General features: G+C 64.6%; 24 protein-coding genes. 8 read left to right on the forward strand and 16 right to left on the reverse strand.

Going from position 1 to position 23,009, the window contains the following annotated elements; translation table 11 throughout:
• Nucleotides 1–4 precede the first annotated feature (4 nt).
• The 10 genes from tssK to tssA are packed head-to-tail and all read right to left on the reverse strand — an operon-like array spanning nt 5 to nt 10,679.
• Complete coding sequence (gene tssK / locus EN852_RS15375; RefSeq protein WP_127876000.1) at nt 5–1,339, reverse strand: type VI secretion system baseplate subunit TssK; 1,335 nt, start codon at nt 1,337–1,339, stop codon at nt 5–7.
• Between the two features lie 34 nt (nt 1,340–1,373).
• Entirely contained in the window at nt 1,374–1,826 is a 453-nt protein-coding gene (tssJ, locus tag EN852_RS15380) for a type VI secretion system lipoprotein TssJ (RefSeq protein ID WP_040985738.1), read from the reverse strand.
• A 3-nt stretch (nt 1,827–1,829) separates the two neighbouring features.
• The gene (gene tagH, locus EN852_RS15385) at nt 1,830–3,284 is read right to left on the reverse strand and encodes a type VI secretion system-associated FHA domain protein TagH (RefSeq protein ID WP_127875999.1); all 1,455 of its coding nucleotides are present in this window, start codon (nt 3,282–3,284) and stop codon (nt 1,830–1,832) included.
• Entirely contained in the window at nt 3,281–4,348 is a 1,068-nt protein-coding gene (gene tssG / locus EN852_RS15390) for a type VI secretion system baseplate subunit TssG (protein ID WP_127875998.1), read from the reverse strand. Before tssG ends, tagH begins: the two co-directional genes overlap by 4 nt.
• Complete coding sequence (gene tssF, locus EN852_RS15395) at nt 4,312–6,186, reverse strand: type VI secretion system baseplate subunit TssF (RefSeq protein WP_127875997.1); 1,875 nt, start codon at nt 6,184–6,186, stop codon at nt 4,312–4,314. Before tssF ends, tssG begins: the two co-directional genes overlap by 37 nt.
• A gap of 1 nt (nt 6,187) precedes the next feature.
• On the reverse strand, nt 6,188–6,940 hold the full coding sequence (gene tssE, locus EN852_RS15400; RefSeq protein WP_127875996.1) for a type VI secretion system baseplate subunit TssE: 753 nt from the start codon (nt 6,938–6,940) through the stop codon (nt 6,188–6,190).
• The gene (locus EN852_RS15405) at nt 6,927–7,403 is read right to left on the reverse strand and encodes an Hcp family type VI secretion system effector (RefSeq protein ID WP_127868516.1); all 477 of its coding nucleotides are present in this window, start codon (nt 7,401–7,403) and stop codon (nt 6,927–6,929) included. The genes tssE and EN852_RS15405 overlap by 14 nt, the downstream gene beginning before the upstream one ends.
• 46 nt (nt 7,404–7,449) lie before the next feature.
• A complete protein-coding gene (gene tssC / locus EN852_RS15410; RefSeq protein WP_010910844.1) occupies nt 7,450–8,955 on the reverse strand; it encodes a type VI secretion system contractile sheath large subunit in 1,506 nt (501 codons plus the stop codon).
• Between the two features lie 3 nt (nt 8,956–8,958).
• A complete protein-coding gene (gene tssB / locus EN852_RS15415; protein ID WP_127875995.1) occupies nt 8,959–9,495 on the reverse strand; it encodes a type VI secretion system contractile sheath small subunit in 537 nt (178 codons plus the stop codon).
• Between the two features lie 5 nt (nt 9,496–9,500).
• Entirely contained in the window at nt 9,501–10,679 is a 1,179-nt protein-coding gene (tssA, locus tag EN852_RS15420) for a type VI secretion system protein TssA (protein WP_127875994.1), read from the reverse strand.
• Nucleotides 10,680–11,010: 331 nt separating this feature from the next.
• Between tssA and tssH the strand changes: the two genes are divergently transcribed.
• Together tssH and EN852_RS15430 are read left to right on the forward strand one after the other, a co-directional pair.
• Nucleotides 11,011–13,842 (forward strand): type VI secretion system ATPase TssH, encoded by a 2,832-nt coding sequence (gene tssH, locus EN852_RS15425; protein ID WP_127875993.1) that lies wholly within the window; start codon nt 11,011–11,013, stop codon nt 13,840–13,842.
• Between the two features lie 326 nt (nt 13,843–14,168).
• Nucleotides 14,169–14,573 (forward strand): host attachment protein, encoded by a 405-nt coding sequence (locus tag EN852_RS15430; protein ID WP_127875992.1) that lies wholly within the window; start codon nt 14,169–14,171, stop codon nt 14,571–14,573.
• 180 nt (nt 14,574–14,753) lie between these two features.
• Here the strand turns inward: EN852_RS15430 and EN852_RS15435 are convergent, their stop codons facing one another.
• The 5 genes from EN852_RS15435 to EN852_RS15455 all read right to left on the reverse strand — a co-directional run bounded on the left by EN852_RS15435 (nt 14,754) and on the right by EN852_RS15455 (nt 17,358).
• A complete protein-coding gene (locus EN852_RS15435; protein WP_246694298.1) occupies nt 14,754–15,230 on the reverse strand; it encodes a plastocyanin/azurin family copper-binding protein in 477 nt (158 codons plus the stop codon).
• 165 nt (nt 15,231–15,395) lie between these two features.
• The gene (locus tag EN852_RS15440) at nt 15,396–15,611 is read right to left on the reverse strand and encodes a hypothetical protein (protein WP_127875991.1); all 216 of its coding nucleotides are present in this window, start codon (nt 15,609–15,611) and stop codon (nt 15,396–15,398) included.
• Nucleotides 15,612–15,704: 93 nt separating this feature from the next.
• Nucleotides 15,705–15,839, reverse strand: coding sequence for a ChaB family protein (locus EN852_RS15445; RefSeq protein ID WP_127875990.1), 135 nt, complete (start codon nt 15,837–15,839; stop codon nt 15,705–15,707).
• Between the two features lie 52 nt (nt 15,840–15,891).
• A complete protein-coding gene (locus EN852_RS15450; RefSeq protein WP_127875989.1) occupies nt 15,892–16,719 on the reverse strand; it encodes a universal stress protein in 828 nt (275 codons plus the stop codon).
• Nucleotides 16,720–16,824: 105 nt separating this feature from the next.
• Nucleotides 16,825–17,358, reverse strand: coding sequence for a flavin reductase family protein (locus EN852_RS15455; protein WP_127876104.1), 534 nt, complete (start codon nt 17,356–17,358; stop codon nt 16,825–16,827).
• 144 nt (nt 17,359–17,502) lie between these two features.
• Between EN852_RS15455 and EN852_RS15460 the strand changes: the two genes are divergently transcribed.
• From EN852_RS15460 to EN852_RS15485, 6 genes are all read left to right on the forward strand, one after another.
• Entirely contained in the window at nt 17,503–17,703 is a 201-nt protein-coding gene (locus tag EN852_RS15460; protein ID WP_135879546.1) for a hypothetical protein, read from the forward strand.
• Complete coding sequence (locus EN852_RS15465; protein ID WP_246694299.1) at nt 17,660–18,112, forward strand: phasin family protein; 453 nt, start codon at nt 17,660–17,662, stop codon at nt 18,110–18,112. Before EN852_RS15460 ends, EN852_RS15465 begins: the two co-directional genes overlap by 44 nt.
• A gap of 70 nt (nt 18,113–18,182) precedes the next feature.
• The gene (locus EN852_RS15470; RefSeq protein ID WP_127875988.1) at nt 18,183–19,997 is read left to right on the forward strand and encodes an alpha/beta fold hydrolase; all 1,815 of its coding nucleotides are present in this window, start codon (nt 18,183–18,185) and stop codon (nt 19,995–19,997) included.
• A gap of 15 nt (nt 19,998–20,012) precedes the next feature.
• Nucleotides 20,013–20,387 carry a cytochrome c gene (locus tag EN852_RS15475; protein ID WP_246693091.1) on the forward strand — a complete coding sequence of 125 codons (375 nt, stop codon included), beginning with the start codon at nt 20,013–20,015 and terminating at the stop codon, nt 20,385–20,387.
• 47 nt (nt 20,388–20,434) lie between these two features.
• Nucleotides 20,435–20,860, forward strand: coding sequence for a DUF3775 domain-containing protein (locus tag EN852_RS15480; RefSeq protein WP_127875987.1), 426 nt, complete (start codon nt 20,435–20,437; stop codon nt 20,858–20,860).
• A 186-nt stretch (nt 20,861–21,046) separates the two neighbouring features.
• Nucleotides 21,047–22,036 (forward strand): alpha/beta hydrolase, encoded by a 990-nt coding sequence (locus EN852_RS15485; protein WP_127875986.1) that lies wholly within the window; start codon nt 21,047–21,049, stop codon nt 22,034–22,036.
• 45 nt (nt 22,037–22,081) lie between these two features.
• On the opposite strand, the gene arcC is transcribed toward EN852_RS15485, so the two are convergent.
• Complete coding sequence (gene arcC / locus EN852_RS15490) at nt 22,082–23,008, reverse strand: carbamate kinase (RefSeq protein WP_127875985.1); 927 nt, start codon at nt 23,006–23,008, stop codon at nt 22,082–22,084.
• Nucleotide 23,009 lies beyond the last annotated feature (1 nt).

The raw sequence follows: 23,009 nt of genomic DNA on the forward strand, positions 1-23,009 counted from the left end.
GGCCTCACCTGTTCACCGAATAGCAGTCGACCTGTGGCTCGCTCGGCAGCACGCCGGAAACGCCGATGACGAAGCCGGGGGCGTCGAGCAGCGAGGCCCAGTGCTCGCTCTTCTGGTCGAGCTCCAGGCACAGCCGGTCACCGTCATAGGGGATCTCGCGCGGCTGCGAATGCAGTGGCTTCAGCGGAATGCCGGGCAGGCGCGACTTCCACAGGCCCTCGAACTGGTCGGCCGAGCCGACCGTCGCTTGGTTGACGAAGATCTTGCGCAGCGCGTCTTCCGAAAGCTCGGAGCCGACGCGGATGACGATGCGGCTGGCGACCAGAAGCTTCGGGTTGTCGATGCGCACCTTCCACACATTGGTCGCGTGCCGCATCACCGGCAGCGCGCGCGACTTCGGCTCGATGTAGCGCAGGCTGAGGATGAGCGAGCGCAAGGCGTCCGCCAGCGCCATATAGGCGGGGCCCGGCGCCATGTGGTCGTAGGCCGGCAATTCACCGAGCCGCCGCGAGCTGGAGCCGTAGGTGGCCATCTCGCCAGCGAGGCCGGCAAGCTCGAGATAGAGCTCGGCCGGATGGAAGACGTCTTGCGCCAGCATATGCGCAAGCCGTGGCCGCGCGGCGTTGGCGAGGTGAAGCATCAGAAGATCCTCGACGCTGCGGCCGGCCCCGCCCATCACCATCTTGCCATGCGCTTCGGCGATCTGGTCGAGGCCGGTGACGACCTCCTGCAGCAATTGCCGGTACCAGTGCACGGCGCCGGTGATCAGCGTCGGCGGCAGGAACGTCTCGTCGAGCGAGACGCCGCCATCGGCGCGCACGCCCGTGATATCGGCGATCGGCAAGGCGGTGTAGCCGCCGACCGATTTGCCCGGCGCGAGCAGCACCGCTTGCGGCCGGGCGATCTCGATCTCTTCCGGATCGGCGCCGCCCTGCACGGCGTCGCGCACCGGGACGATCTTGCCGTGGTAGCGCGCGCCGGTCGATGCGGCATGCGCCGGATCGAATCCGACGCCGCCGGGCGGCTCGAGCGGCAGCGCCACCAGCACCGGTCCGGCACCGGTGTCGGCCGTGACCGGCAGCGGTTTAGGCGCATCCATCAGCTCCGGGATGGAGAAGGGCGTGCCGTCCGGGAAGATGCCCCGGGCGGACACGATCGACACCTGGCCGGCGTCGAGCAGCGACTGGTCGAGCGTCAGCTGCTGGAAGCCGAACGTATGGAGCTGGCCGGCCTGCAAGGCGCCGCGCACCATGCCTTCGAAGAACCGGTCCTGCTGCTGGAAATGCTGGGTCCTCAAGAAGAGGCCCTCGGACCACAGCACCCTGTTTGCGTCGCTCATGCTGCCACTCTCTGCACTGCCTGTTGGCGCTTCGCTAGGCGGAGATGCCGCCCTTGCCGAGGCTGACATTGATGGTGAATTTCGACCCTGGCGAAACCGACTTGGTCGTGCGCCAGTTGCGTCCGCCGGGTTCCCGGATCAGCGCGACAAAGCCCAGCGCCGTCGCGTTCGGCTCGACCGTGATGGTCTTGGCTGCCGTCTTGCCCGGCGCCACCGAGATCGCGTCCGAGCCGATCAGGTCGGCGCCCAGCGCCGAGCCGGCATCGCCCTGCAGCGCGAAGTAATCGGCCGAGTTGAACTTGCCGGTGCTGGCAAGCCGCATCACCAACACCGTCACCGGCCGGTCGCCGCCACCCGGTCCCGGATTCATGCCGGCGCCGCCGGTCACGTTGACCGAGATCACCGATGGTTTCGGCGGGCCGCTCTGGCAAGCCGCAAGCAGCCCCGTGGCGCCGAGGGCAACGATGAATTCGCGTCTGTCGATCATGCTTCACTCCTCTTCATATGCATCCCTGAAGTCTGCGCCGATCTCGCCCAGGAAGCTCGATTCCGCGCTCTGGGCGATATCGCGATGGCGTTTCTGGTAGAGCTCCCACAGCTTGGCGTTGCGCCCGCCGGCGAGCAGATTGCCGATCGCGGAATTGGACTTGAGCTCTTCCTCGATGGCGGCCGGATCGAAACGGTCGATCATGCGCCGAAGTGCTGCCTGCACGCCGCGCCAGGCGCGCACATGATGTTGCGCAAGGTCCTTGACCGCGTCGCCGATTGCCGCCTCGCCGGAGAGAAAGCCGGGACTGCGTTCGGCGATGATGGTGACGATGACGTCCTCGACCGTCGGCAGGAATTTCAGCGGGTTGACTTCCGAAGACCCGACCACTGTCTGTGCGACGCGCGCGCTGCCCTTCTCTTCGGCACGCTTGCGCAGGAGCTGCATCAGGCCGTCGAGCATCAGCCTGTATTCGCGCCCAAATTTCTCCATTTCGGCGATCGCATCGCGGCCGGGGAAATCGGCCTCCTCGACGCCCATGCCGCGCAGGAATGCCGCGCGCAGTGCCATGTCGCTCGGCGCTGGCTGCATCGGACGTGAGGGCTTGGGCGCGGGAACGGGGCGCGGCGGCGGGGCAGCCGGTTCGGACGCCTGCGCCGGTATCTCCCAAGGACGGGCGGCCTTCGGCTTCTCGGCCGGCCGCTCGTGGCGACCGGCCGCATCGGCGCTGGTGCTGGACGCAGGCGTCGCGGCTGGCCCGAAGCTGAAATCGTCGAAGCCGGCAGCTTTCGGCGCGGGCTCGGGCATGTCGTTGCGCGCTGGCATGTCGCCAAAGCCGAACGGGTCCGACCGGCCGGCGGCGGGCTCTTGGTTCGAGGCCGGCGTCGCCACCGGATCGAGGCTGAACGGGTCATCGAAAGCCGGCGAGCTGCGCTGGTTCGAAGCGCGATCGTAGGCTCCGGGCACAGGCTGTTCGAATGGATCGGGCAGTCCTGCCGGGCGCGGCCGCTGCGGTTCCTCCTCGGCCTTGGCCGAGAAGAAATCGTCGCCGCCGATACTGGCTGGCGTCCGCGATTGTGGCGACGACCATGCCGGCGCGGCGTTGACGATCGGCGCCTGACCGATCGAGGTGTGGCCGGCGCCCGGCTGGATCTCGACATGGAGCACATAGTCGCCCATGCGCAGCCGCATCCCGCTTTGCAGGCGGGTCGACCTGCCGGTTCCGAGCGGGCTGTCTGAGTCGTCGATGAACAATCCGCTGCTCGACGTATCGGTGATATAATAGCCGTCGCGCCCGCCGCTGATCTTGCAATGGGCGCGCGAGACGAACATGTCCGGATCGTCGATCCGCCAGCCGGCATCGGCGCTGCGGCCGATCACCAACTCGCCCTCGTCCAGCCGGGTCTGCCTGACCACCTGCGAGCGCGGGCCTTGTTCCAGGGTCAGCAGCAGGCTCATGCGGCTGCCTCCGCCATGTCGGGCCGCCAGCCGACGATGGTGCGCAATCTCAGATCGTCGGCGTCCCCCTTTTCGGCGGGGCGTGAAAACCAGGAGGTCCGACCGAGCTGGATGGTTCCCATTTTAGGCGGTGGCACCGCCTCCCGCGCCAGCACGATCCTGAGATCGACGTCGAGCGCTTCGCCGATCATGTCGCGCACCGCCTTCTTGAACAGGGCAAGGCGCCGCTCGCCAGGCAGGAACGACTTGAAGTCGTCAAGGCTGAGCGGACCGACGCGCAACTCGATCCGGCTCTGCCGGCTGAAGACGCGCGGGCCGATTGTCGCGCCGCTGCCGAGCGAGGCATAGGCCTTGCCGATACGGCTCTGCAGCGCCACCGGTATGGCGATCCAGGCGGCGACGAATTCCTTGATCTCAACCGGCACCTTGAAGGCGGTGGCGAGGAACAGCGTCAGCCGCTCGGCGCCGTCGACCTGGTTGGCCAGCGATCCGGCCTGGCGCAGCCGCACCGTGTCGAGCTCGGGATCCTGCGTTCCGGGCAGGCCGATGCCGGCCATGGCTTCCAGCATGGCGCGCACGCGCCCGCCGACCGAACGTTCGACCTGCACCGCCGGATGCGCGTCTGCCCAGGCGCGATAGTAAAGTGCGATCATGCGGTGCTGCAGGATGTTGACGAAGTCGACGAAGGTCGTGTCGCTGGTCTGCTCCGCGTCGGCGCCGGTGAACCAGCGCTGCGACAGCCGGTCGAGCACCCAGCGGGTCAGATGCAGCGGCATCGGCCCTTCCGGCCCGAGCAGGCCGAGATTGGCGACGGTCACCCGCGCCGGAGCCTTGTCGCCCGCACCCTGGAATTTGACCACGTCCCTGGCCGAGAAGCTCAGGCGCACATGCTGGCCGAGCCTTGCCGGCTCCCGCTCCGCGGTTCCGGAATGCCCGAACAGGCCGCGCCGCTGCTCCAGCCGGCGCAGCAGCTCGAAGAAGTCGTATCCCTCCGATAGCGCCTCCGCCTCGGTTGGGGCCGGTTGCGCTAGATCAGGTAGCGATTGCCGGGCGTCATCGGCCATGGCACATCCTCCTGCTTCTGCAGCAACCGCGTGCGGGTCCGCACGAAACCGTTTATGCCCGCATGGCGGGCGAACAGCCGCGCCAGCAGGGCCGAAAGCAGCAGTGTGCTCTGGCCCGCCAGCACCGACTGGTCGACATGCAGCGTCACCTCAATGCCGCGGCCGAAACACATCGGCCCGTCGATCTGCAGCCGCTCAATCACCGGGCGCGAGTCGATGCGGGTGATCGAATGCACGTTGCGGGCAAGGCCAGGATCGCCGCGGTCGGCATAAAGGTCGAGCAGCGCGTGCAGCGGATCGACGCCGCGGCCTTCCTTGGCGAGGCTGAGGAAGTTGAGCGAGAGCTGCGCCACCAGCCGCCAGGCGAGATTGTCGGCGCGGGATTCGCCTTCGGCGCCTGCCGGCAGCGCTGCCGGGATCGCCGGCTGCGGTGGCCGCAGCGCGCCGAGCAGCCGCACTGCTTCCACCGGATCGGCGGTCTCCAGCGTCAGCGTCGGCGTGTCGTCGAGGATCGGCAGGTCGCGGTTGGTGCAGAGCGCCATCACGTCGAGCCGCTTGAGCGGCCGGTTCGCCGGGCTTCCCGCCGGGCGCGAGACCGCGAGAAAGACGTCGTCGCCGGTATAAGAGGTGCGGGTCAGGCCTTCGCGCCGTTCGTCCTCCGTCGCCCGGCGCGGGCGCCGCTCGGTCGAATAGACCCAGCCGCTGCCGCGGTTCTGCCCCAGGCTGAACAATTCGGGAATGACCGCTTCGCTGCCTTCGGCGTCGGCGTCTTCCACCCGGGTGACGCGGAAGATCTCGAAGTCGCGCGCTCGGGTGCGGTCGGCATGCAGCACCTGACGCGTCCGGCGCGGATCGATCTCGACGACGTTGCATTCGCGTTCGAAGAGATTGATGATCGGCGTCGCGAACAGCTCGAAATCGGCCGCCGTCACATCAGCGAGCTCCGGCACCGGCCGCCGGAACAGGAAGATGATCTCTATTGCACCATCGCACTTGCGCACCACCGGCTGCAGGCCGGCGACCCGCACATAATGGAAGCGCTCCGGGACCATGAAATATTCGCGCAGCAGCCGGTATCCCTCGAAGGTCGGGCGGGTGCGCGGCATCAGCGCTTCATCGTCGTGGATGCCGATCATTTCGGGCTCGGGCAGGGCGGTGAGCGGATTGGTCTTGCCTTCCGCCCGCGCGCCGACGGCGGAGCAGGCGCCGAAGATCGCGTCGAAGATGAGCGGCGCCTTGGCGCGTCCGGCGAAATAGAGGTCGAGGCGGTCGAGCGACAATTCGCTGAGCTTGCCCTTTCCGGTCCGCGCCAGCGCGATGCGGAACGCCGCCTCGCCGCGCACGCCGCCGACCGGCGCGATGCCGGCGGCGGCCAGCGCGCTGCGATCCTGGAAATAGCCGACCGAATTGATCGTGATCGGCCACAGCGTGACCTCTTGCGCGGTGGAGAAGGTCGAGCGCGTCGAGAGTCCCGGATGCAGGCCCGAGACCAGCCGCGTGCCGCGCGCGACGGCGTGGCCGGCGATCATCGACTGCACCTGCTGACCGGGCTTCAGCACGGCCATCGCCGTCGCCGGCGCCGGCGTCACCAGGTCCGGATAGAGCACGTCGAGCACGGCGCGCGAGAAGCGCGAGCGCTCCGCGTCGACCTTCAGCCGCGTGCGCGCGGCAAGGAAGGCAACGCCGTCGAGCAGCCTTTCCACATAGGGGTCGGGGCAGGGGACCGTATCGAGGGAAAGATTGCGAGCGACGGCCGGATGCATGTCGGCGAATTCCGCGGCCAGCGCCCGGATGTGGGTCAGTTCTTCTTCGTAATACTCTACGAAGACCCGATCCATCTCAGGTCTCCCGGAATTCGGTTCGCGCCAGGCCGTTGTCGAGATTGATCGTGGTGCGCAGCCGCATGCGTTCCGGCGTCGGCGTCATGATCAGCACCGCGTCGATCTCGATCTTGAGGCCGACGCTCTTGTCGCCGAGCGTGACGTTCACGGTCGTCGCGCTTTCCTTGAGACGCGGCTCGAAGGTGGCGAGCACCGCGCGGATCTCGCGCGCCAGGGTATCGCGGTCGAAATCCCGCGACGAGCGGCCGGAGAAGGAGGGCACGCCGTAATTGACGACGCTGCGGCGTACTTCCGGAAAATCGGCGAGCGGCGGCAGTTCGTCCAAGGGCTGTTCGTGCTCTGCATCGGAAAGCATCGGCACGGACTCGAAGCGCTCGGTGTTGAACAGCGCCTCGATGTCGCGGCGCACGGCTTCGCGCAGCACGCGCGCCGACACCACCACGCCGCGGCTTTCGATTTCGGCGCGATGCTCGGTCTGGAAGACCAGCCTGTGCAGTCGCCGTTTCTGCTCGGCCGTAAGGTCGGGATCGGCATCGATGGCCCGGGCGCTGCCGGCAAGAAGAGCCTCGACGCGCTCGGCGCCGAGTTCTTCATCCAGCAGGCGACGCAGCCCATCGATCTCCGACGTCAGCCCGGGCAAATCGTTGACAAGGCGGTCCCAGAGGGAGGGCTGGACCGCCTCGCGCTTTGCCCGGGAGCTGCCGGCGAGCTGCGCCTTCGCGCCGGGCCGCTTGACCTCACTTGCCGACATAGACGTCCATTTCGATCTCGTCGTCCTTGTTGTAGACGAACTTGATCTTCTTGTAGGCGAAGCTGACCTCTTCCTCGATCAGGTCTGGCTCGTCGGGCGCCTGCCGCATGTCGTATTCCATGATCGAGGCGTCGGTCAGCGTCACCACCAGATAGTCGCTGGTTTCGCCATCGATCGTGCGGCGCGCCGAAAACACCACCTCATCGAGCGCCTTGTTCTCGAACAGTGCCTTCTTCAGATAGGGCGACGACTTGTCGTAGTGCTTGACGAATTTGATCATGCCCATCGACACGCGGCCGCGCCGCGACAGCGAGTTCGGGTCGTAGGGCGCGATCATCTTGTAATCGACGCCGTGGATCTCGATCTCGTCTTCATGGCCGTCGCGTTTGCTCGGGCCCTTGATGTCCGGGACTTTCAGGAAGCCGTCGATTTTCGTCGAGGGCGCATCGGTTCTGTCTGGCATTGTCTTTCTCCACCGCTACGAAACAAGATGACTTTGCTTAACGTGTTCAGCCCTTCACCGACGGCAGTTCCGACACCAGCCGGAGCGAGGCGTTGATGCCTTCCAGCTGGTAGTGCGGACGCAGATAGAAACGGGCATTGTAGTAGCCGGGCCGGCCTTCGACGCTGTCGACCTGGACCTCGGCCGCGGCAAGCGGGCGTTTGGCGCGCGCCTTGTCGTCGGCAAAGGCAGGGTTGGCCAGCACGTACCGGTTGATCCATTCGGTCAACCAGATCTCCATGTCGGTGCGTTCCTTGAACGAGCCGATCTTGTCGCGCGCGATCGCCTTGAGATAATGCGCGAAGCGCGAGACCGGGAACAGGTAGGGCAGGTTGGCGGAAAGCCGTTCGTTCGACTGCGCGTCGGGATCGACCAGGCGCCCGGCGCGCGTCTCGTCGTCCTGCAGCGAATGCGCGCCGATGAAGGCCGCAAGATCGGTGTTCTTGCGGTGCAGGATCGGCATCAGGCCGAGCTTGGCCAGCTCCGCCTCGCGCCGGTCGTCGATGGCGACCTCGGTCGGGCATTTCATCGCGATCGAGCCGTCGTCGGTCGGGAAGGCGTGCACCGGCAGGTTGAGCACCGTGCCGCCATTCTCGACGCCGCGGATCTGCGTGCCCCAGCCATAGAGCTTGTGGCTGCGATTGATGTTCACCCCCATCGGGAAGGCGGCGTTCATCCAGACATATTTGTTGTGGTCTCCGCCCACCTCCTCCTCGAAGGTGAAGCCCTTCACCGGAACGGTCTCCGAACCATAGGGCAGGCGCGCCAGAACCCGCGGCATGGTGAGCCCGATATAGCGGGCGTCCTCGCTTTCGCGCAGCGACTGCCAGGAGGCATAGGCCGGGTTGTTGACGATCATCTGCAGGTCCTGCGGGTTGGGCAGTTCCTGCCAGCTGTCCATGCGGAACAGCCGCGGCGAGGCAGCGGCGATGAACGGCGTATGGGCCGAGGCGCAGACGCCGGAAATGTTGCGCAGCAGCCCGACGTCGCGCGGATGGTTGGAGAATTCGTAGGCGCCGATGATGCAGCCGATCGGCTCGCCGCCCAGCATCGAATACTCGTCCGTGTAGACCTTCTTGAAGATCGGGCTCTGGTCCCACATCTGGCCTTCATAGTCCTCCAGCGTGTCGGCCAGCTGCTCCTTGGAGATGTTCATCACCCGGATCTTCAGCTTGGTATCCGTCTCGGTGTTGTTGATCAGGTACCAGAGGCCGCGCCAGGTGCCTTCCATCTCGCGCACTTCGGGCGCATGCAGGATCTCGTTGACCTGCGTGGTCAGCATCTTGTCGATGCCTGCGATCAGCGACTTGATCGACTTGATCGCGTTGGACGAGATGGTTGTGGTCTCGGAGCGCGATTGGGCGGCCAATGCCAGATTGCGCACCAGCTGCTGCAGCTTCTCGCTGTCGTCCTTCTTGACCTTGAAATCCTTTTCAAGGAGTCCGCTGAATTCGCCGAGATCGATGGCTTCCGCCTCGGCGGTGGCGGCTGCGGTCTTTTGCTGTTCGGCCATGACTTACTCCTCGCCCTTGCCGTCATCCATCGCCTGGCTGGCGATCTTGCTCAGCAGCGGCTCGTTGTTCAGAAGCTGCGCAATGCGCTTTTCCGCGTCGACGCGGCCGTCCATGAAGCCCAGCAGCTCCTCTAGCTGGCGGCGCATCTTCAGGATCTCGGCCAGCTGCGGGACCTGCGCGGCGATCTTGTCCGGCGCGAAGTCGCCCATCTTGGAGAAGGTGAGGTCGATGGCGAGCTCTTCGTCCCGCTCCTGCCCCTCGGCCTGCGGCAGCGTGTTCTTCACCCGCGCCTTCACGCGCGGCCCCATCGCTTCCATGAATTTCGGGAAGCGGTTGGCGTCGGTTTCGACGAAGTTGCGGTCGAGGACCGATTTCGACGCTTCCTTGGTCTGTGAAGCGCCGGCAAGGTCGGCCATGACGGCCATGACGAACGGCAGTTCTATCGTCGTCGGGCTGCCGTAGGTTTCAACGTCATAGGCGATCTGCACGCGCGGCGCGCGGTTTCTTTCGATGACCTTCGCTTTGCTCTCTGCTGGCATGCTTGTTACCTTTCATCCTTCTGGGCCGGCTTCTTGGGATCCGGGACACCGGCAAGCAGCCGGAATTCCTTCAGCCCCGACGGGGCGAGATCTTCCATCAGTTCCACGAAATCCATGTGCACCATCCGGCGCACCCGCCGGGCGAGATGCGGGATGGGGCTGGACGGCTCGGTGCGGTCGTAGAAGGCGACGACGAGGTCCAGGCATTTGACGACTTCGTCGCGCGAGTTGATCCGGTCCGGCAGGCCGGCGCTCGCTTCCACTGGGCTTGCCACACTTGCCATCGGCTCGGCTCCATGACCGTTTCGGGCGGGCGTCGATGCCGGCTGCGCCGGCTGTGGGGAGGTTTTCGCGGCACCATTCGCCACTTGGGTGCCCGCGCTGGAATTCCGCTCCAGCGTCGTCAGCAAACGCTGCAGGAACTTCTTCAATTCCGGGACGGTGGCGCCATTGCCTTCGATGCGGGCGTTGAGCGCGACGTCCACCGCCTCGAGAGCGGCGATCGCGGCACGCGCGTCGGCCAAAAGCGACGTCATCGCGTCCGCTGCTTGATCGATCTGCGCCGCGCATCCGGTCCGCACGCGGTTCAGCAACTGGTTGTGGGCGCTCGTCAGCGCCGCCTTTTCGGCGGTTCCGAGGCCGGAGGCTGCCTCCTGGAGCATGACGCGTTCGTCGAGCGCCGCCTGTTCCAGGTCCCGGCCACTGATCGGCCCGATCGCGCGCGGGGAGAAGAACACCGCCTGCCTGAGGTTCGCCAGCAAGCCCTCCTGGCCGTTTTGCAGATCGAGGAGCGCATTGATGCGTCGCAAGGCGGCGTCGCGTGGGGACGGGCTCGGCCGCAGCGACGGGTGCATCGTGTCCCAGTACTGTTCGAAGGTCCTGGCAATCAGCGTCAGGCCCTGGGCGAGGCCGGCCAGCCCTTCCTCGTTGGCCAGGGCCCGCGCAACGATGACCAGCAGGCGCAGATCCCGGCCACGCGGTCGCAATTCCTCGGCTTTTTCCAGCACGGCCGTCCAGTCGACCGGGCTGGATTGCGAGGTGGGCTTGCTATTGCCGTCATGAACAACTTTGATCTGAGGCTCGGTCAGGCGCTCCAGCTCATGAAAGGCCGGGTCGTTGCGCAAGTCCTCTCCCGACGGATTCGCACCGTTCAGAGGATTCAGCCAGAGTGCGAGATCAATCACACTAACCCCCAGCCAGCGGCCCTGAGACCCTATGTGACGTAACGTTATCACCGGCCTCGCGCGACGACAATTGAGCACCTGCGCAAAAACTAACGGAAGCTAAACGCGACCGTTCTCTTCGGCGAAACCCATTGCGCGATTGTCGGACCCGGTATGTGAAATGGCTCGCATAGTCCGGACGGCAATCCATGTTTGTTGCCACGAGTTTGCAAGGCTTGTGTAACCGGGCGGTGCCGCCCGGATAGATTCAATGGCCCTATCCGCCACGCGGCTTTGTCAAGCAGCCGCTTATATGGCAGGGTATGGTCGGCAGGTCGCGGGAGCAGGTTCGATGGAACAGCGCCGGTCATCGCAGAGCTTCAAGCGTAAGGAATTGGTAGCCAAGCTCAATGCCACGGGGGTGCGCGCCTTCAAGGCCGCGGCCGACACGGCCAAGTTGCGCGGCAATCCCTATGTCGAGCTCGCCCATTTCATCCAGCAGTTGGTGCTGTCCGAGCGCTCGGATGTGCAGATGATCGTCGCCGACGCCGGACTGGATGTCAGCCGGCTGACGGCCGACATGACCCGCGCCATCGACAAGCTACCCTACGGCGCGACCTCGGTGGAGGAATTCTCCGACCACATCTTCCACGCCATCCAGGAGGGTTGGAACCTGGCGACGCTGGAGTTCGGGGTTGAGGAGGTGCGCAGCGCCCATATCCTGCTCGCTTGTCTGAGGACGCCCGCGCTCGAAGGCCTGGTGTCGAAGATCAGCGCCGAATTCGACAAGATCGATGCCGATGGGGTCATTTCCCGCTTCGCCGATGTCACGGAGGGCTCGCTCGAAGCCGGCTCACCTCCTGTCGCGGCCGCCGCGGAGACACCGGTCAAGCGGGGCCCGGGCGGGGATTCGGCCTTGGCCAAATACGCCACCGACCTCACCCAGCGCGCCCGCGACGGCAAGATCGATCCGGTCGTCGGCCGCGATCCCGAAATACGGCAGATCGTCGACATCCTGATGCGGCGCCGGCAAAACAATCCGATCCTGACCGGCGAGGCCGGCGTCGGCAAGACGGCGGTGGTCGAGGGATTTGCCTTGCGCATCGCCCAGGGCGACGTGCCGCCGACATTGCAGAATGTCTCGGTGCGTATGCTCGATGTCGGGCTGATGCAGGCCGGCGCCAGCGTCAAGGGCGAGTTCGAGAAGCGCCTGAAGGCCGTCATCGACGAGGTCCAGGCCTCGGAGACGCCGATCATCCTGTTCATCGACGAGGCGCACACGCTGATCGGCGCCGGCGGCGCGGCGGGAACCGGAGACGCTGCCAATCTCCTGAAGCCGGCGCTGGCGCGCGGCGAGCTGCGCACCATCGCCGCCACCACCTGGGCCGAATACAAGCAGCACATCGAGAAGGATCCGGCGCTCACCCGGCGCTTCCAGGTGGTCAAGATCGACGAGCCGTCGGAAGCCGTGGCCGTGCTGATGCTGCGCGGCGTCGCCGGCGTCCTGGAACAGCACCACAAGGTGCAGATCCTGGACGAGGCGATCGAAGCGGCGGTCTCGCTTTCGCATCGCTATATCCCGGCCAGGCAATTGCCGGACAAGGCCGTCAGCCTGCTCGACACCGCCTGCGCCCGCGTCGCGATCTCGCAGCATGCGATGCCGGCCGAGGTCGAGGACATCCTGCGCCGCCGCCAGGCGCTGGAAGTGGAGAGCGGCATCATCGGCCGCGAGGCGGCGATCGGCATCGACGTGGCCGACCGGCAGGCCCGTGTCGACGCGGGGCTGGCGGAAGCCGAGACCGCTTTAGCCGCAGCCCAAGCGCGGTGGGATCGGGAAAAGGCTTTGGTGGCCGAGATCCTCGACCTGCGTGCGAAATTGCGCGGCGAAGGCGTGCCGTTCGACGAGGCGGCGGCTGAGGAGGCTGCTGCCGGGACCGAGAGCGGGGAGAGCGCGGCAAGGGCGTCCGGGCAAAAGCCGACTGAGAACAAGCCCGCAGAGAGCAAGGCTGCTGAGACCAAGAAAACCAAGGCTTCGAAAACCAAAGGGGCCAAGGCCGCAAAGGCCGAAACAGTTTCCGCCGAGCCGGCGGATGAAGCCTCCGCCGATCTGGCGCGGCTGCGCGAACTGATGGCCGAACTTGCCGCCGCGCAAGGCGAGACGCCGCTGATCCTGCCGTCGGTCGACCGCAATGCGGTCGCGGCCGTGGTGCAGGACTGGACCGGCATCCCGACCGGACGGATGCTCTCCAGCCAGACCGAGAAGGCGCTCAGGCTCGCCGCCACCCTGTCCGAGCGCGTGGTCGGCCAGGATCACGCCATGGAAATGATCGCCCGGCGCGTGCAGACCAGCCGCGCCGGCCTCGGCGCGCCGGAAAAACCGGTCGGGGTGTTCCTGCTCTGCGGGCCTTCCGGCGTCGGCAAGACCGAGACCGCGCTGGCGCTCGCCGAGACGCTCTATGGCGGCGAGCAGAACCTGATCTCGATCAACATGTCGGAATTCCAGGAAGCCCATACGGTCTCGACGCTGAAGGGCGCGCCGCCCGGCTATGTCGGTTACGGCAAGGGCGGCATCCTGACCGAGGCCGTGCGCAGGAAACCCTATTCCGTGATCCTGCTCGACGAGGTCGAGAAGGCGCATCCGGACGTGCATGAGATCTTCTTCCAGGTCTTCGACAAGGGCATGATGGACGACAGCGAGGGCCGTCGCATCGACTTCAAGAACACGCTGATCCTGCTCACCTCGAATGTCGGTTCCGATGTCATCATGGACCGGACGAAGAACGGCACCGTGCGCACCGGCATCGACGACCTAGATACCGCGCTACGCGCCCCGTTGCTGAAGGTATTCCCGGCCGCCTTCCTCGGTCGGGTCGTCACCATCCCCTACTATCCGCTCTCGGACGCGATGATCGAGGCGATTGCCAGGCATCAGTTCGGCAAGATCGCGCGCCGCCTCAAGGCAACCAACGACGCCGAGCTGGTGATCGGCGACGGCGTGATGGATTTGGTCAAGGCGCGCTGCACCGAGATCGAATCCGGCGGGCGCATGATCGACGCCATCCTCACCAACACACTGCTGCCGGAACTCAGCCGCGGCGTGCTCAACCGCTCGCTCGAGGGCAAGAAGATGGCGAAAGTCATCGTGGGGGCGTCGCCGGAAGGATTCACCTACTCGTTCGAATAGGACCTTGCAGCGGCGGGTCAAGGCTCGACGGCGGCGCCGTCCGGCATGATGTGAAGTTCGTCGGCTTTGATCCCTACGGCGTGATCCTACACCGCGGGCGGTGTTTCTACGAGTTCGATCCGCTTGGCGCCGCCCGGAGGTAGCGACTGTCGTCGAGGCGCTGCATTCCGCCTTCTGCCTGACCCTAGCCGGTCATCGCGTGGCCTTGGCCAGCTTTGATCAAGGTCAAAGCGATGCGAGGCTATCCGGGCTTACCTGTCTGGCAACAGCAGTGAAATGATCGGACGGCGCCGGAGTGCTCGGCTGATCCGACCTCGGAGAAACACATGATCGTGAACAACGGCACCCTCGTCGCGGTTACGGATGGCGAGAGCCTGCGGCTGTTTCACAACAAGGGGCACGAACCTCATCTCGACCTGATCGAAGTCGAGGACGCGGTCCTTGAAGTGGCTCACGCCGGATCCGGCGGCAGGCACCGCAGTTCAACCGCCAATCCGGACGAGTCCCGGCTGGGCGAGGACGACTTCGCCGCATCGATCGCGAGCTATCTCAATCATAAGGCCCGCGAGGAAGCCTGCGAGCATGTACTGGTGATCGCCGATCCGCGCACGCTCGGTGAGATGCGGAGGCACTATCAGCCGTCATTGAGCGCCAAACTCGTCGGCGAGATCGCCAAGGACTTCGTCAAGCATCCGGTGATGTCGATCAAGAGCGCCATAGAAGCCGCCTGACCCGATCGACACTCCGCCCGCCTTGATTGGCATAGGCGCGTCCAACCGCTGGAAAGCTTTGCGGCGGCAGACCCGTTGGGCCGCGCACGGTTGCGATACGCGACGATGTTCTCGCAGCTCGCGACCGCACTGGCTGGGCGAGCACGCCGCGGTTCGTCGCCGGGCGTGCTCGGTGTCGTCTTACTGAACCTTGATGGTGGCCCACATGCCGTTCATGAAATGATCGGGGATGTTGCAGAAGACCGCGTAGAAGCCCGGCTTGAGATCGAGCGTCAGCGAACCCGACTTGCCCGGATCGAGTTCCGAGACCTCGCCCAGATGGCCGGCCGCATCCTCATCGACACGGTTCTCGTTCGAAATATAGGGCAGCGTTGTCTTTTTCGGGTCCGCCACGGGAACGACAATCATTTCATGGACCGTGGCCTTGGAGGTGTTGGTCACATCGAAGGTCACCTTGCCGGCCGGCACGACCTTCTTGTCGACCTGAATCTTCATCATCGCCATGCTCATATTCGCCGGCATGCCCATCCCCATCTTGGCGTCGGCGTTCATGTCGCCGTTCTTGTCCCACAATTTCACGTTGACCGTGGAATCCGCGAAGGCCGGCGCCGCAACGGCCAGCGCGGTCAACGCAAGTCCAATTCTCAAAAACTGCATCGTAAGTGCTCCTGTCTGCCGCCCGGCGACCACAAAGGCGGACTGCTTGGCAAGATGATTGGTCGCGAGCGCTGTCTAGCAAGCACAGCCTGACAACCCGCTGACGACCTCGCTGCCGGTCCTGACGCCCGGTCGGTTGGCGATATCGCCCGGCGGCGCGGTAGCTCACCACAGAGAAAAATGCGAACCCAGGAACACGAGGACCTGGCCGGTGATCAAAGGAATCCTCAACAGGGGACCGTCCTCTCCGCTGTCCTGCACCGGCTGCCCGAGCACGCAAGGATGCGCCTTCAGCACATCTCTCCAGATAGTTGGAAAGTCTGATCCCTTGCTTCTTTCAGCATTGCAGGTGTCGACAAGCTTCGCGACGGCTTTTCTCATTGAGCGGCGTGACCTTAAGTGCCTGATTACGCCACATATGAAGGATTTCGACGCGAAGAATTTGATTTCGGTCAATGCGCCGAAAAGAGTCGCTTACAATGGCCCCCACGCATTCCCTTGGTTGTGGTAGCGATGTTTCACTGCGGTCCATGCGGCCCGGTGGGCGATTTCCTCACGCCTCTCGCCGCGGTCGAGATATTCGATGGCGACGGCGATGCGGATCACCATGCTCTATCCCGCGGCTGCCGCCGTCATCATGCGCGTGCCCAGGCGACCCGCGTCAGCTCGACATCAGCCGGTTGAGCCACACCTCGTCCAGCAACGAGCGGGTAACGCCGCCGAACACCCATTCCCTCAACCGGCTATGCCCATAGGCGCCCGACACGATCAACTCGGCCTTCACCGAAGCGAAGAAATCGACCAGGCGATTGCTTTCATCATCGGCCGTCTTGATGATCTCGGTGCGCGCCTTGATGCCGTGACCGGCCAGGAAGCTCGCCACGTCCTTGACGCCGTCCCTGATCCAATCGTCCGGATTGCGATCGACCGCCACAATGGTGACTTCGTCGGCCATGACCATGAGTGGCAAAGCGTCGGCCACCGCCCGCCTGGCTTCGCGCGTGTCCTTCCAGGACACCACGGTCCTGCGAGCCGGCAAATCCATCGCGCCCTGAGCCGCGACCAGGACCGGCCGGCCCGCGCGCAGCACCAGGGATCCTGGATCGACCGTGCGGCAGGTATCGCCCGTCGACGCGCCCTGGGAAGCGCTGGTGACGACGATGTCGGCCATGCGGGCTCTCCGGGCCACGGCGTGATCCGGGTTTTCGATCTCGCCATGCCAGTCCGTCTTGACTGCTCCGGCCACCAGGCCATCGAACTCGGCGTTCAGGCCGGTCAGGCGGCGTCGGATCTCATCCCGCGACTGTTCCCAGATCTCGGCGGCGATCGCCGCGCCCTCGGGCGCCATCGTTACCGGCAACGGAGCATCCGCGGCGCAGAACCCTATCAAACGGGCATCAAAGCGCTTGGCGAGGTTCACGCCGATTCGCATGATCGGTTCTATCGGACCGTCGATATTGAGGTTCAGAAGAATTGATTTGTAGCTCATCGCACGCGCTTTCGATCGGGTCCTTCTCGATGAACGGAACCATATGTCGCAAGAGCATGCCCGCCTTGATGTGGATCAAAGTCGCCTCTAAGCCGCCCCCTACTTTCAAGGCATGCGGGAGTCGAAATGGATTACCTCGCCATCGACCACGAAGGCGCCATTCCCGATGTGATGGATGGTTTTCGGCCTCGGCTGTTGCGGATCGATCCACGCCTTGACGACCTCCAGCAAGAAGAGATTGTATCTGTTGACCAGGCGCGTATCGACCACGCGGCACTCGAGGTTGGCGAAACACTCGGCCACCAGCGGCGCCGATACCTGTTCAGCGGGAAGCGGCGTGAACCATGCGGTCGCGAACTTGTCCGTGTCCCGGCCGGAGCAATTCCCGACCTCCACGACCTTCTCCGCGAGGCCGACGGCTGGGATTGCAATCACGCATTCCCTCGTTTGACGCAAGGCGAAGAATGAGAGGTCATTGCTTGATACGATGCAGGCGATGGTTGGCGGCGCGACTTCCACCATCATGTGCCAGGACATCGTCATGACGTTCGAGCGGCCTTGCCTGGACCGCGTCGAAAGCAGGACGACCGGACCGGGTTCAATGATCCGGTAGACCTCGGCAAGCGGCAATTCCTTCATATCCGTCCCTCGCTTTGCATCTGAGGATGGGCTTGTTGTCATGGACTTGTCGCGGGCATTGCCATCATTCGCCTTGATCAGGGTCAAAGCCGGCATGCCGGGCCGGATTGATCATGATCAATGCCACCTTGCGCCGGACCTGCGATGTTCAAGCAGGACGACCAAAGGGGCTCGTCGATGGCGACTGAAGATTTCCTGCTGTGGGGCGCCGTGCCCTGCCTCGGCTTCATCGCCGGAGCCGCGATCTATTTCGAGCGGGCATCGTTCCGGCGAAGCAAAGGCTTGTCCGCAAGCCACGGCTTTGGACGCCACTCACGCCCGCATCAGCCAAAATCAAGAAATTGAAGCGAGAAGCGAAGGGAAAGACACCATGACGTGGAATTCGGAAGAGTTTAGTTCGCCCGAGCTGTTCCCTTTCGCCCAAACCGGGCAAAAATTCATAAGAGCGGCCGCCGCGATGCAGGCGCATTCGGTCCGCGCGCTGCTGCGCTGCCAGATTGAAGGCGTATCCTTCCTCAAGCGGCGCTTCGAGGATGACCTGAAGCTTGTAGAGAAGCTGACCGGCGGCGACGAATTCGTCGATGCGTTCGACGTGTTCGTGAACTTCGTCCAGAACGCCACATCCGACTATGCGAAAGAGGCCGGCAAATTCGCTTCCATCGGCGCCAAACTGGCTTCGGAGACAGCCGGGCAAGTCCGCAAGGAGGCGGAAACGACGATGAACGACATGGCCGCGGCAACGCTTCCCGCCTGAAATGTCTTTGCCAGGGAAAAGCAGGCGCAAACCAGCCGCCGATCGGTCCTCCGTCTGGAGCAGTCATGACATGGTGGAAGATCCGGAGACACCGCAAGGCTCCAGGCGCAATGAGGTGGTGGCCGCGGTCGGCCCCCAAGTGCCGCAGTTGCCGAACGAAGGAACGCCAAGCGTCTATCGCGACGTCGACAGGCTCGCGCATGCCTTGGTGGGCGCCTTCACCGCGGGCGTCTCTCCGGTCAGCCTCCTGCAGGCCTGGCAGGACTGGCTGCTGCACCTGTCGACATCGCCGGGAAAGCAGGCGGAGGTCTCCACAAAGGCGGTCGAGAAGCTCGTCAGGTTCAATGATTTTCTTTTTCGCTGCGGGCTTGGAATGGGGACGGCTGCGCCAACCATCACGCCCTTGCCGCAAGACAGAAGGTTCCAGCACCATGCCTGGCAGACATTCCCCTTCAACGCGATGCAGCAAGCCTTCCTGCTCTCCCAGCAATGGTGGCACAACGCCACCAGCGGGCTTCCTGGAGTAACGAGAAGGCATGAGCGCCTCGTCGAGTTCTACAGCCGGCAGATACTGGATACCGTCTCTCCTTCCAATTTCCCGGCGCTCAACCCGGAGGTCATCGATAGGACCTTTCGAAAAAACGGCGCCAACTTCGTCAACGGCGCCAGCAATATGGTCGACGACCTGATGCGACTGGTCGACGGCAAGCCGCCAGCTGGCGTGGAGGACTTCCGGCCGGGCATCGAGGTCGCCGCAACCTCGGGCGAGGTGATCTTTCGCAATGAACTGATCGAGCTGATCCGTTATGCGCCGATGACGGGCACCGTGAAGGAGGAGCCGATCCTCATCGTCCCCGCCTGGATCATGAAATACTACATCCTCGATCTTTCGCCGCGGAACTCGCTGGTCCGCTATCTTGTCCAGAGCGGCTATACGGTCTTTTGCATCTCCTGGCGCAATCCGGGTAGCGACCAGGCCGGAGTCTCGCTGGACGACTATCGCCGGCTCGGCGCTATGGCGGCCATGAATGCGGTCGAGGCGGCGACGGGAAGCAGCCGGATCCACGGGGTGGGCTACTGCCTTGGCGGCACGCTGCTGTCGATAGCCGCGTCGGCGATGGCCCGCGACGGCGATCACCGCCTGGCCAGCCTGTCGCTTTTTGCGGCGCAGGTCGATTTCGAAGAACCGGGCGAACTCGGCCTGTTCATGGACGAGAGCCAGATCACGCTGCTCGAGGACGTGATGTGGGCCGAAGGCACGCTCGACCAGCGCCGCATGGCCGGCGCTTTCCAGATGCTTCGCTCGCAGGATCTGATCTGGTCACGCATGGTGCGCGAATATCTGCTCGGCGAGCGCGCTCCGATGAGCGACCTCATGGCCTGGAACGCCGATTCAACCCGCATGCCGTTTCGCATGCAGTCGGAATATCTGCGGCAGCTTTATCTGGACAACGATCTTGTCGAGGGCCGCTTTCGCGTCGAGGGAAGGCCTGTTCATCTGGAAGACATTCGAGCCCCGGTGTTCGCGGTCGGCACCGAGACGGACCATGTCGCGCCGTGGCGTTCGGTATTCAAGCTGACGTATCTCCTGGACACCGACATCGACTTCGTCCTGACCACCGGCGGACACAATGCGGGTATCGTGTCGGAGCCCGGACACTCGAACCGTTCCTACAGAAGGCTCAGTTGCCGCCATGCCGCCATTCGTCCCAGCCCGGACGAGTGGGCAAAAGAGGCGGCCGTGACATATGGCTCCTGGTGGCCGGCCTGGGTCGAATGGCTGGCCGGTCATTCCAGCGGCGAGGTCGCGGCCGACCGGGGCGATGCCTTGGGCACCTTGAAGACGGTTTGCGCCGCGCCCGGCACGTATGTCCTCGAGCGGTAGCTGCGTTCCAGCCGTTTGAGCGAGGTCAAGGCGCGGCGTCCGCTCAAGGCGTATTCAGCAGCCATGAAACGTCGAACAGCGCTCAAGGTTCTGCTGTTTGCAATCGCCTTCGCATCGCCGGCCTCGGCGGGCGAAAATCTGCAGGTTGCCTATGGCAGAAGGCTCGTCGAAACAAACTGCGCGCGATGCCACGCAGTCGGCCGGACTGGCGAAAGCACCCATCCTGATGCCCCGCCTTTTCGTCTGTTGCACCGCCGCTATCCGATCGAGGACCTGCAAGAAGCCTTGGCCGAGGGAATCTCCACCGGTCATCCGGACATGCCCGAGTTCGTGGCCTCTCCAGATCAGATCGAGGCGATCATCGCTTATATCGGGAGCCTCGGCCGATAGTGGGAATCCGCGGAAGAGAGCGCCGATGGCGCAAGAGGAGGTATCGGATGAAACGCGGTATCGGAAGTGAGGACACAGAGGCCCCTGAGCTGGCAATCTCGACCAGGAAGGTCTGTTTCATAATCGCCAAGGCGCATGGATTCGATGTCAAGGTTGCCGTCACCGAGCCGGACGCGGGCTCCAATCCCACGGACGATGGTGAAATCGCGGTGCTTCAGGACTATGATGATGACCCCGTGCGTGAAGAGCTTGGGTCGCTGATCTCGGATCTCTCAGTCGACGAGCAGATCGACCTCGTGGCGTTGACATGGCTCGGCAGGGACGACGGCAAGGCGTCCGATTGGGACGAGGTTCGCCGGCAGGCGGCCTACGCCCACAACAGGCATACGGCCGACTATCTTTGCGGCAACCCACTGTTGGGCGATCACCTCGCGGCCGGACTCGACGCTCTCGGCCTGTCGTGCCCCGGCTGAACCGAAGTTGATGCACATCAAAGCGGGGCGTTTTCGACCGTGCTGGTCGATCCGTCTCTGATGGAGTCCGGACATGAGCTACACGACGGTACTGGTCCGGCTCGATATCGACGGTCAGCCTGGATAGATGAACTTGCTTCCGAGCGAGGCAGGTCAATATCCGCTCACAGCTGGTGGAGCCCTCGCATGAGTCGTATCGGCGGTTTCTTGCTGGTCATGCTTATCGCCACGGTGACCGCGGCCGGTGTCGCTTTCGTGCTTTACAGGAACGAGCTTGGTCGCCTGCGCGACGCCGTCAGCCGAGGCAGCCTGGTCGCCAAGCTCGACATCGGGCCGGTTGAATACGCCGACCGCGGCGCGGGCATTCCACTGCTTTCGATCCACGGCGCCGGCGGCGGCTTTGACCAAGGGCTTGCCCTTGCTTCCGGTCTCGTGGGGGAGGGCTTCCGGATCATCGCGCCGTCGCGCTACGGCTACCTGCGCACGCCTGTTCCGCAAGACCCTTCTCCAGCCGCGCAGGCCGATGCGTTCGCGGCGTTGCTCACTGAACTGGACGTTTCCAAAGCGGTGGTCGTCGGCGTTTCTGCCGGCGCGCGGTCCGCGGTCGAGCTAAGCCTGCGGCACCCGGACAAGGTCGCCGTTCTCATTCTGGTTGTCCCGGCCCTCTATTCGCCCACCAGCCCGGTCTCGATCGACGTGGGCCGGGGTAACAGGTTTGCGTTCTGGGCTGTCAACACCGGCGGCGATTTCGCCTGGTGGGCTGCCGAGAACATTGCGCCATCAGTACTCATTCGCTTCCTCGGCGTTCGGCCGGCGCTGGTAGCGGCCGCGCCCCAAGCCGAGACGGACCGTGTGATGAGCTTCGTCAGAGGCGTTGAACCATTGTCGCTGCGCTTCTCCGGCATCAATATCGACAGCGCCCCAGACCCGCATGAACGGCCGTTATCAGAAATCGCCGCGCCGACAATGATCGTCTCCGCGCGCGACGACCTGTTCAACACGCTGCCGGCAGCCGAGTTCGCGGCGGCCAGGATTCGCGGCGCCAAGCTGGTGGTCTACGATACCGGCGGGCATCTTCTTGTCGGGCGCATGCAGGAGGTTCGCACGGCTATCCGCGCCTTTCTGGCTGGCGCGGGTCTGATCCCGTCAACCGATAGCCGTCCGCCGAACCGGTGATTGTCGGCGTGAACGAACGCCGCAGGGGCGCAGCGTCCACCGCGATCAGCTGTTTTGCGCTCCTTGGCCGGGGGCCTCAAACCAGGTGCCGCGCTCGCCCCTGACAATTGCCAGGGCATCGTCGAGCTTGCCGATCGCGGCGGGCTTGCCCGTTGCTTCGGCGAACTCGGTCGCGGCACCGACCTTCGGCCCCATGGATCCGGCCGGAAAATTCTGTCCGGATATCTCTGTCGTGGCAACGTGCCGGAGCGCGCGCGCCTCCGGCGTGCCGAAGCCGGTATAGACCGCATCGACATCCGTCAGCATGAGCAGCATGTCGGCCTTCAATTGACGCGCCAGAAGCGAGCTTGCCAGGTCCTTGTCGATGACGGCTTCGACGCCGATCATGCTGCCATCGTCGCGGGCGATGACCGGGACACCACCGCCACCCGTGCAGATGACGACGACGCCATGTTCGACCAGATAGGAGATCACCGACACTTCCAGGATATCGAGAGGGCGCGGCGAGGGCACGACACGGCGCCATTTGTCTCCGTCGGGCGCAACGGTCCAACCGCGCGCGCCCGCGAGCCGCCGCGCTGTCGCCTCGTCATAGACGGGGCCGATCGGTTTTGTCGGATGGGCGAAGGCTGGGTCGCTCGGGTCCACCTTCACCTGCGTCAGCAGGGTTGCAAACAACCTGTTCCTGAGGAGGTTGCCGAGTTCCTGCTCGATCACATAGCCGATCATGCCGGCACTTTCGGCGCCGAGCACGTCGAGCGGGAAAGCGCCATCGGTCGAGGCCGCCGACTGCAGCGCCAGCAGGCCGACCTGCGGGCCGTTCCCATGCGTGACGACGAGCGAATGGCCCTGGTCGATAAGCGCGGCCAGAGCGGATGCCGCACGCTTGACATTGGCGCGCTGATTTTCGGCGGTCATGGGCTCGCCGCGCCGCAACAGCGCGTTCCCGCCGAGAGCAACGACGATCAGCATC

The sequence above is a fragment of the Mesorhizobium sp. M2E.F.Ca.ET.209.01.1.1 genome (genome assembly GCF_004010375.2).
Classification (GTDB): domain Bacteria; phylum Pseudomonadota; class Alphaproteobacteria; order Rhizobiales; family Rhizobiaceae; genus Mesorhizobium.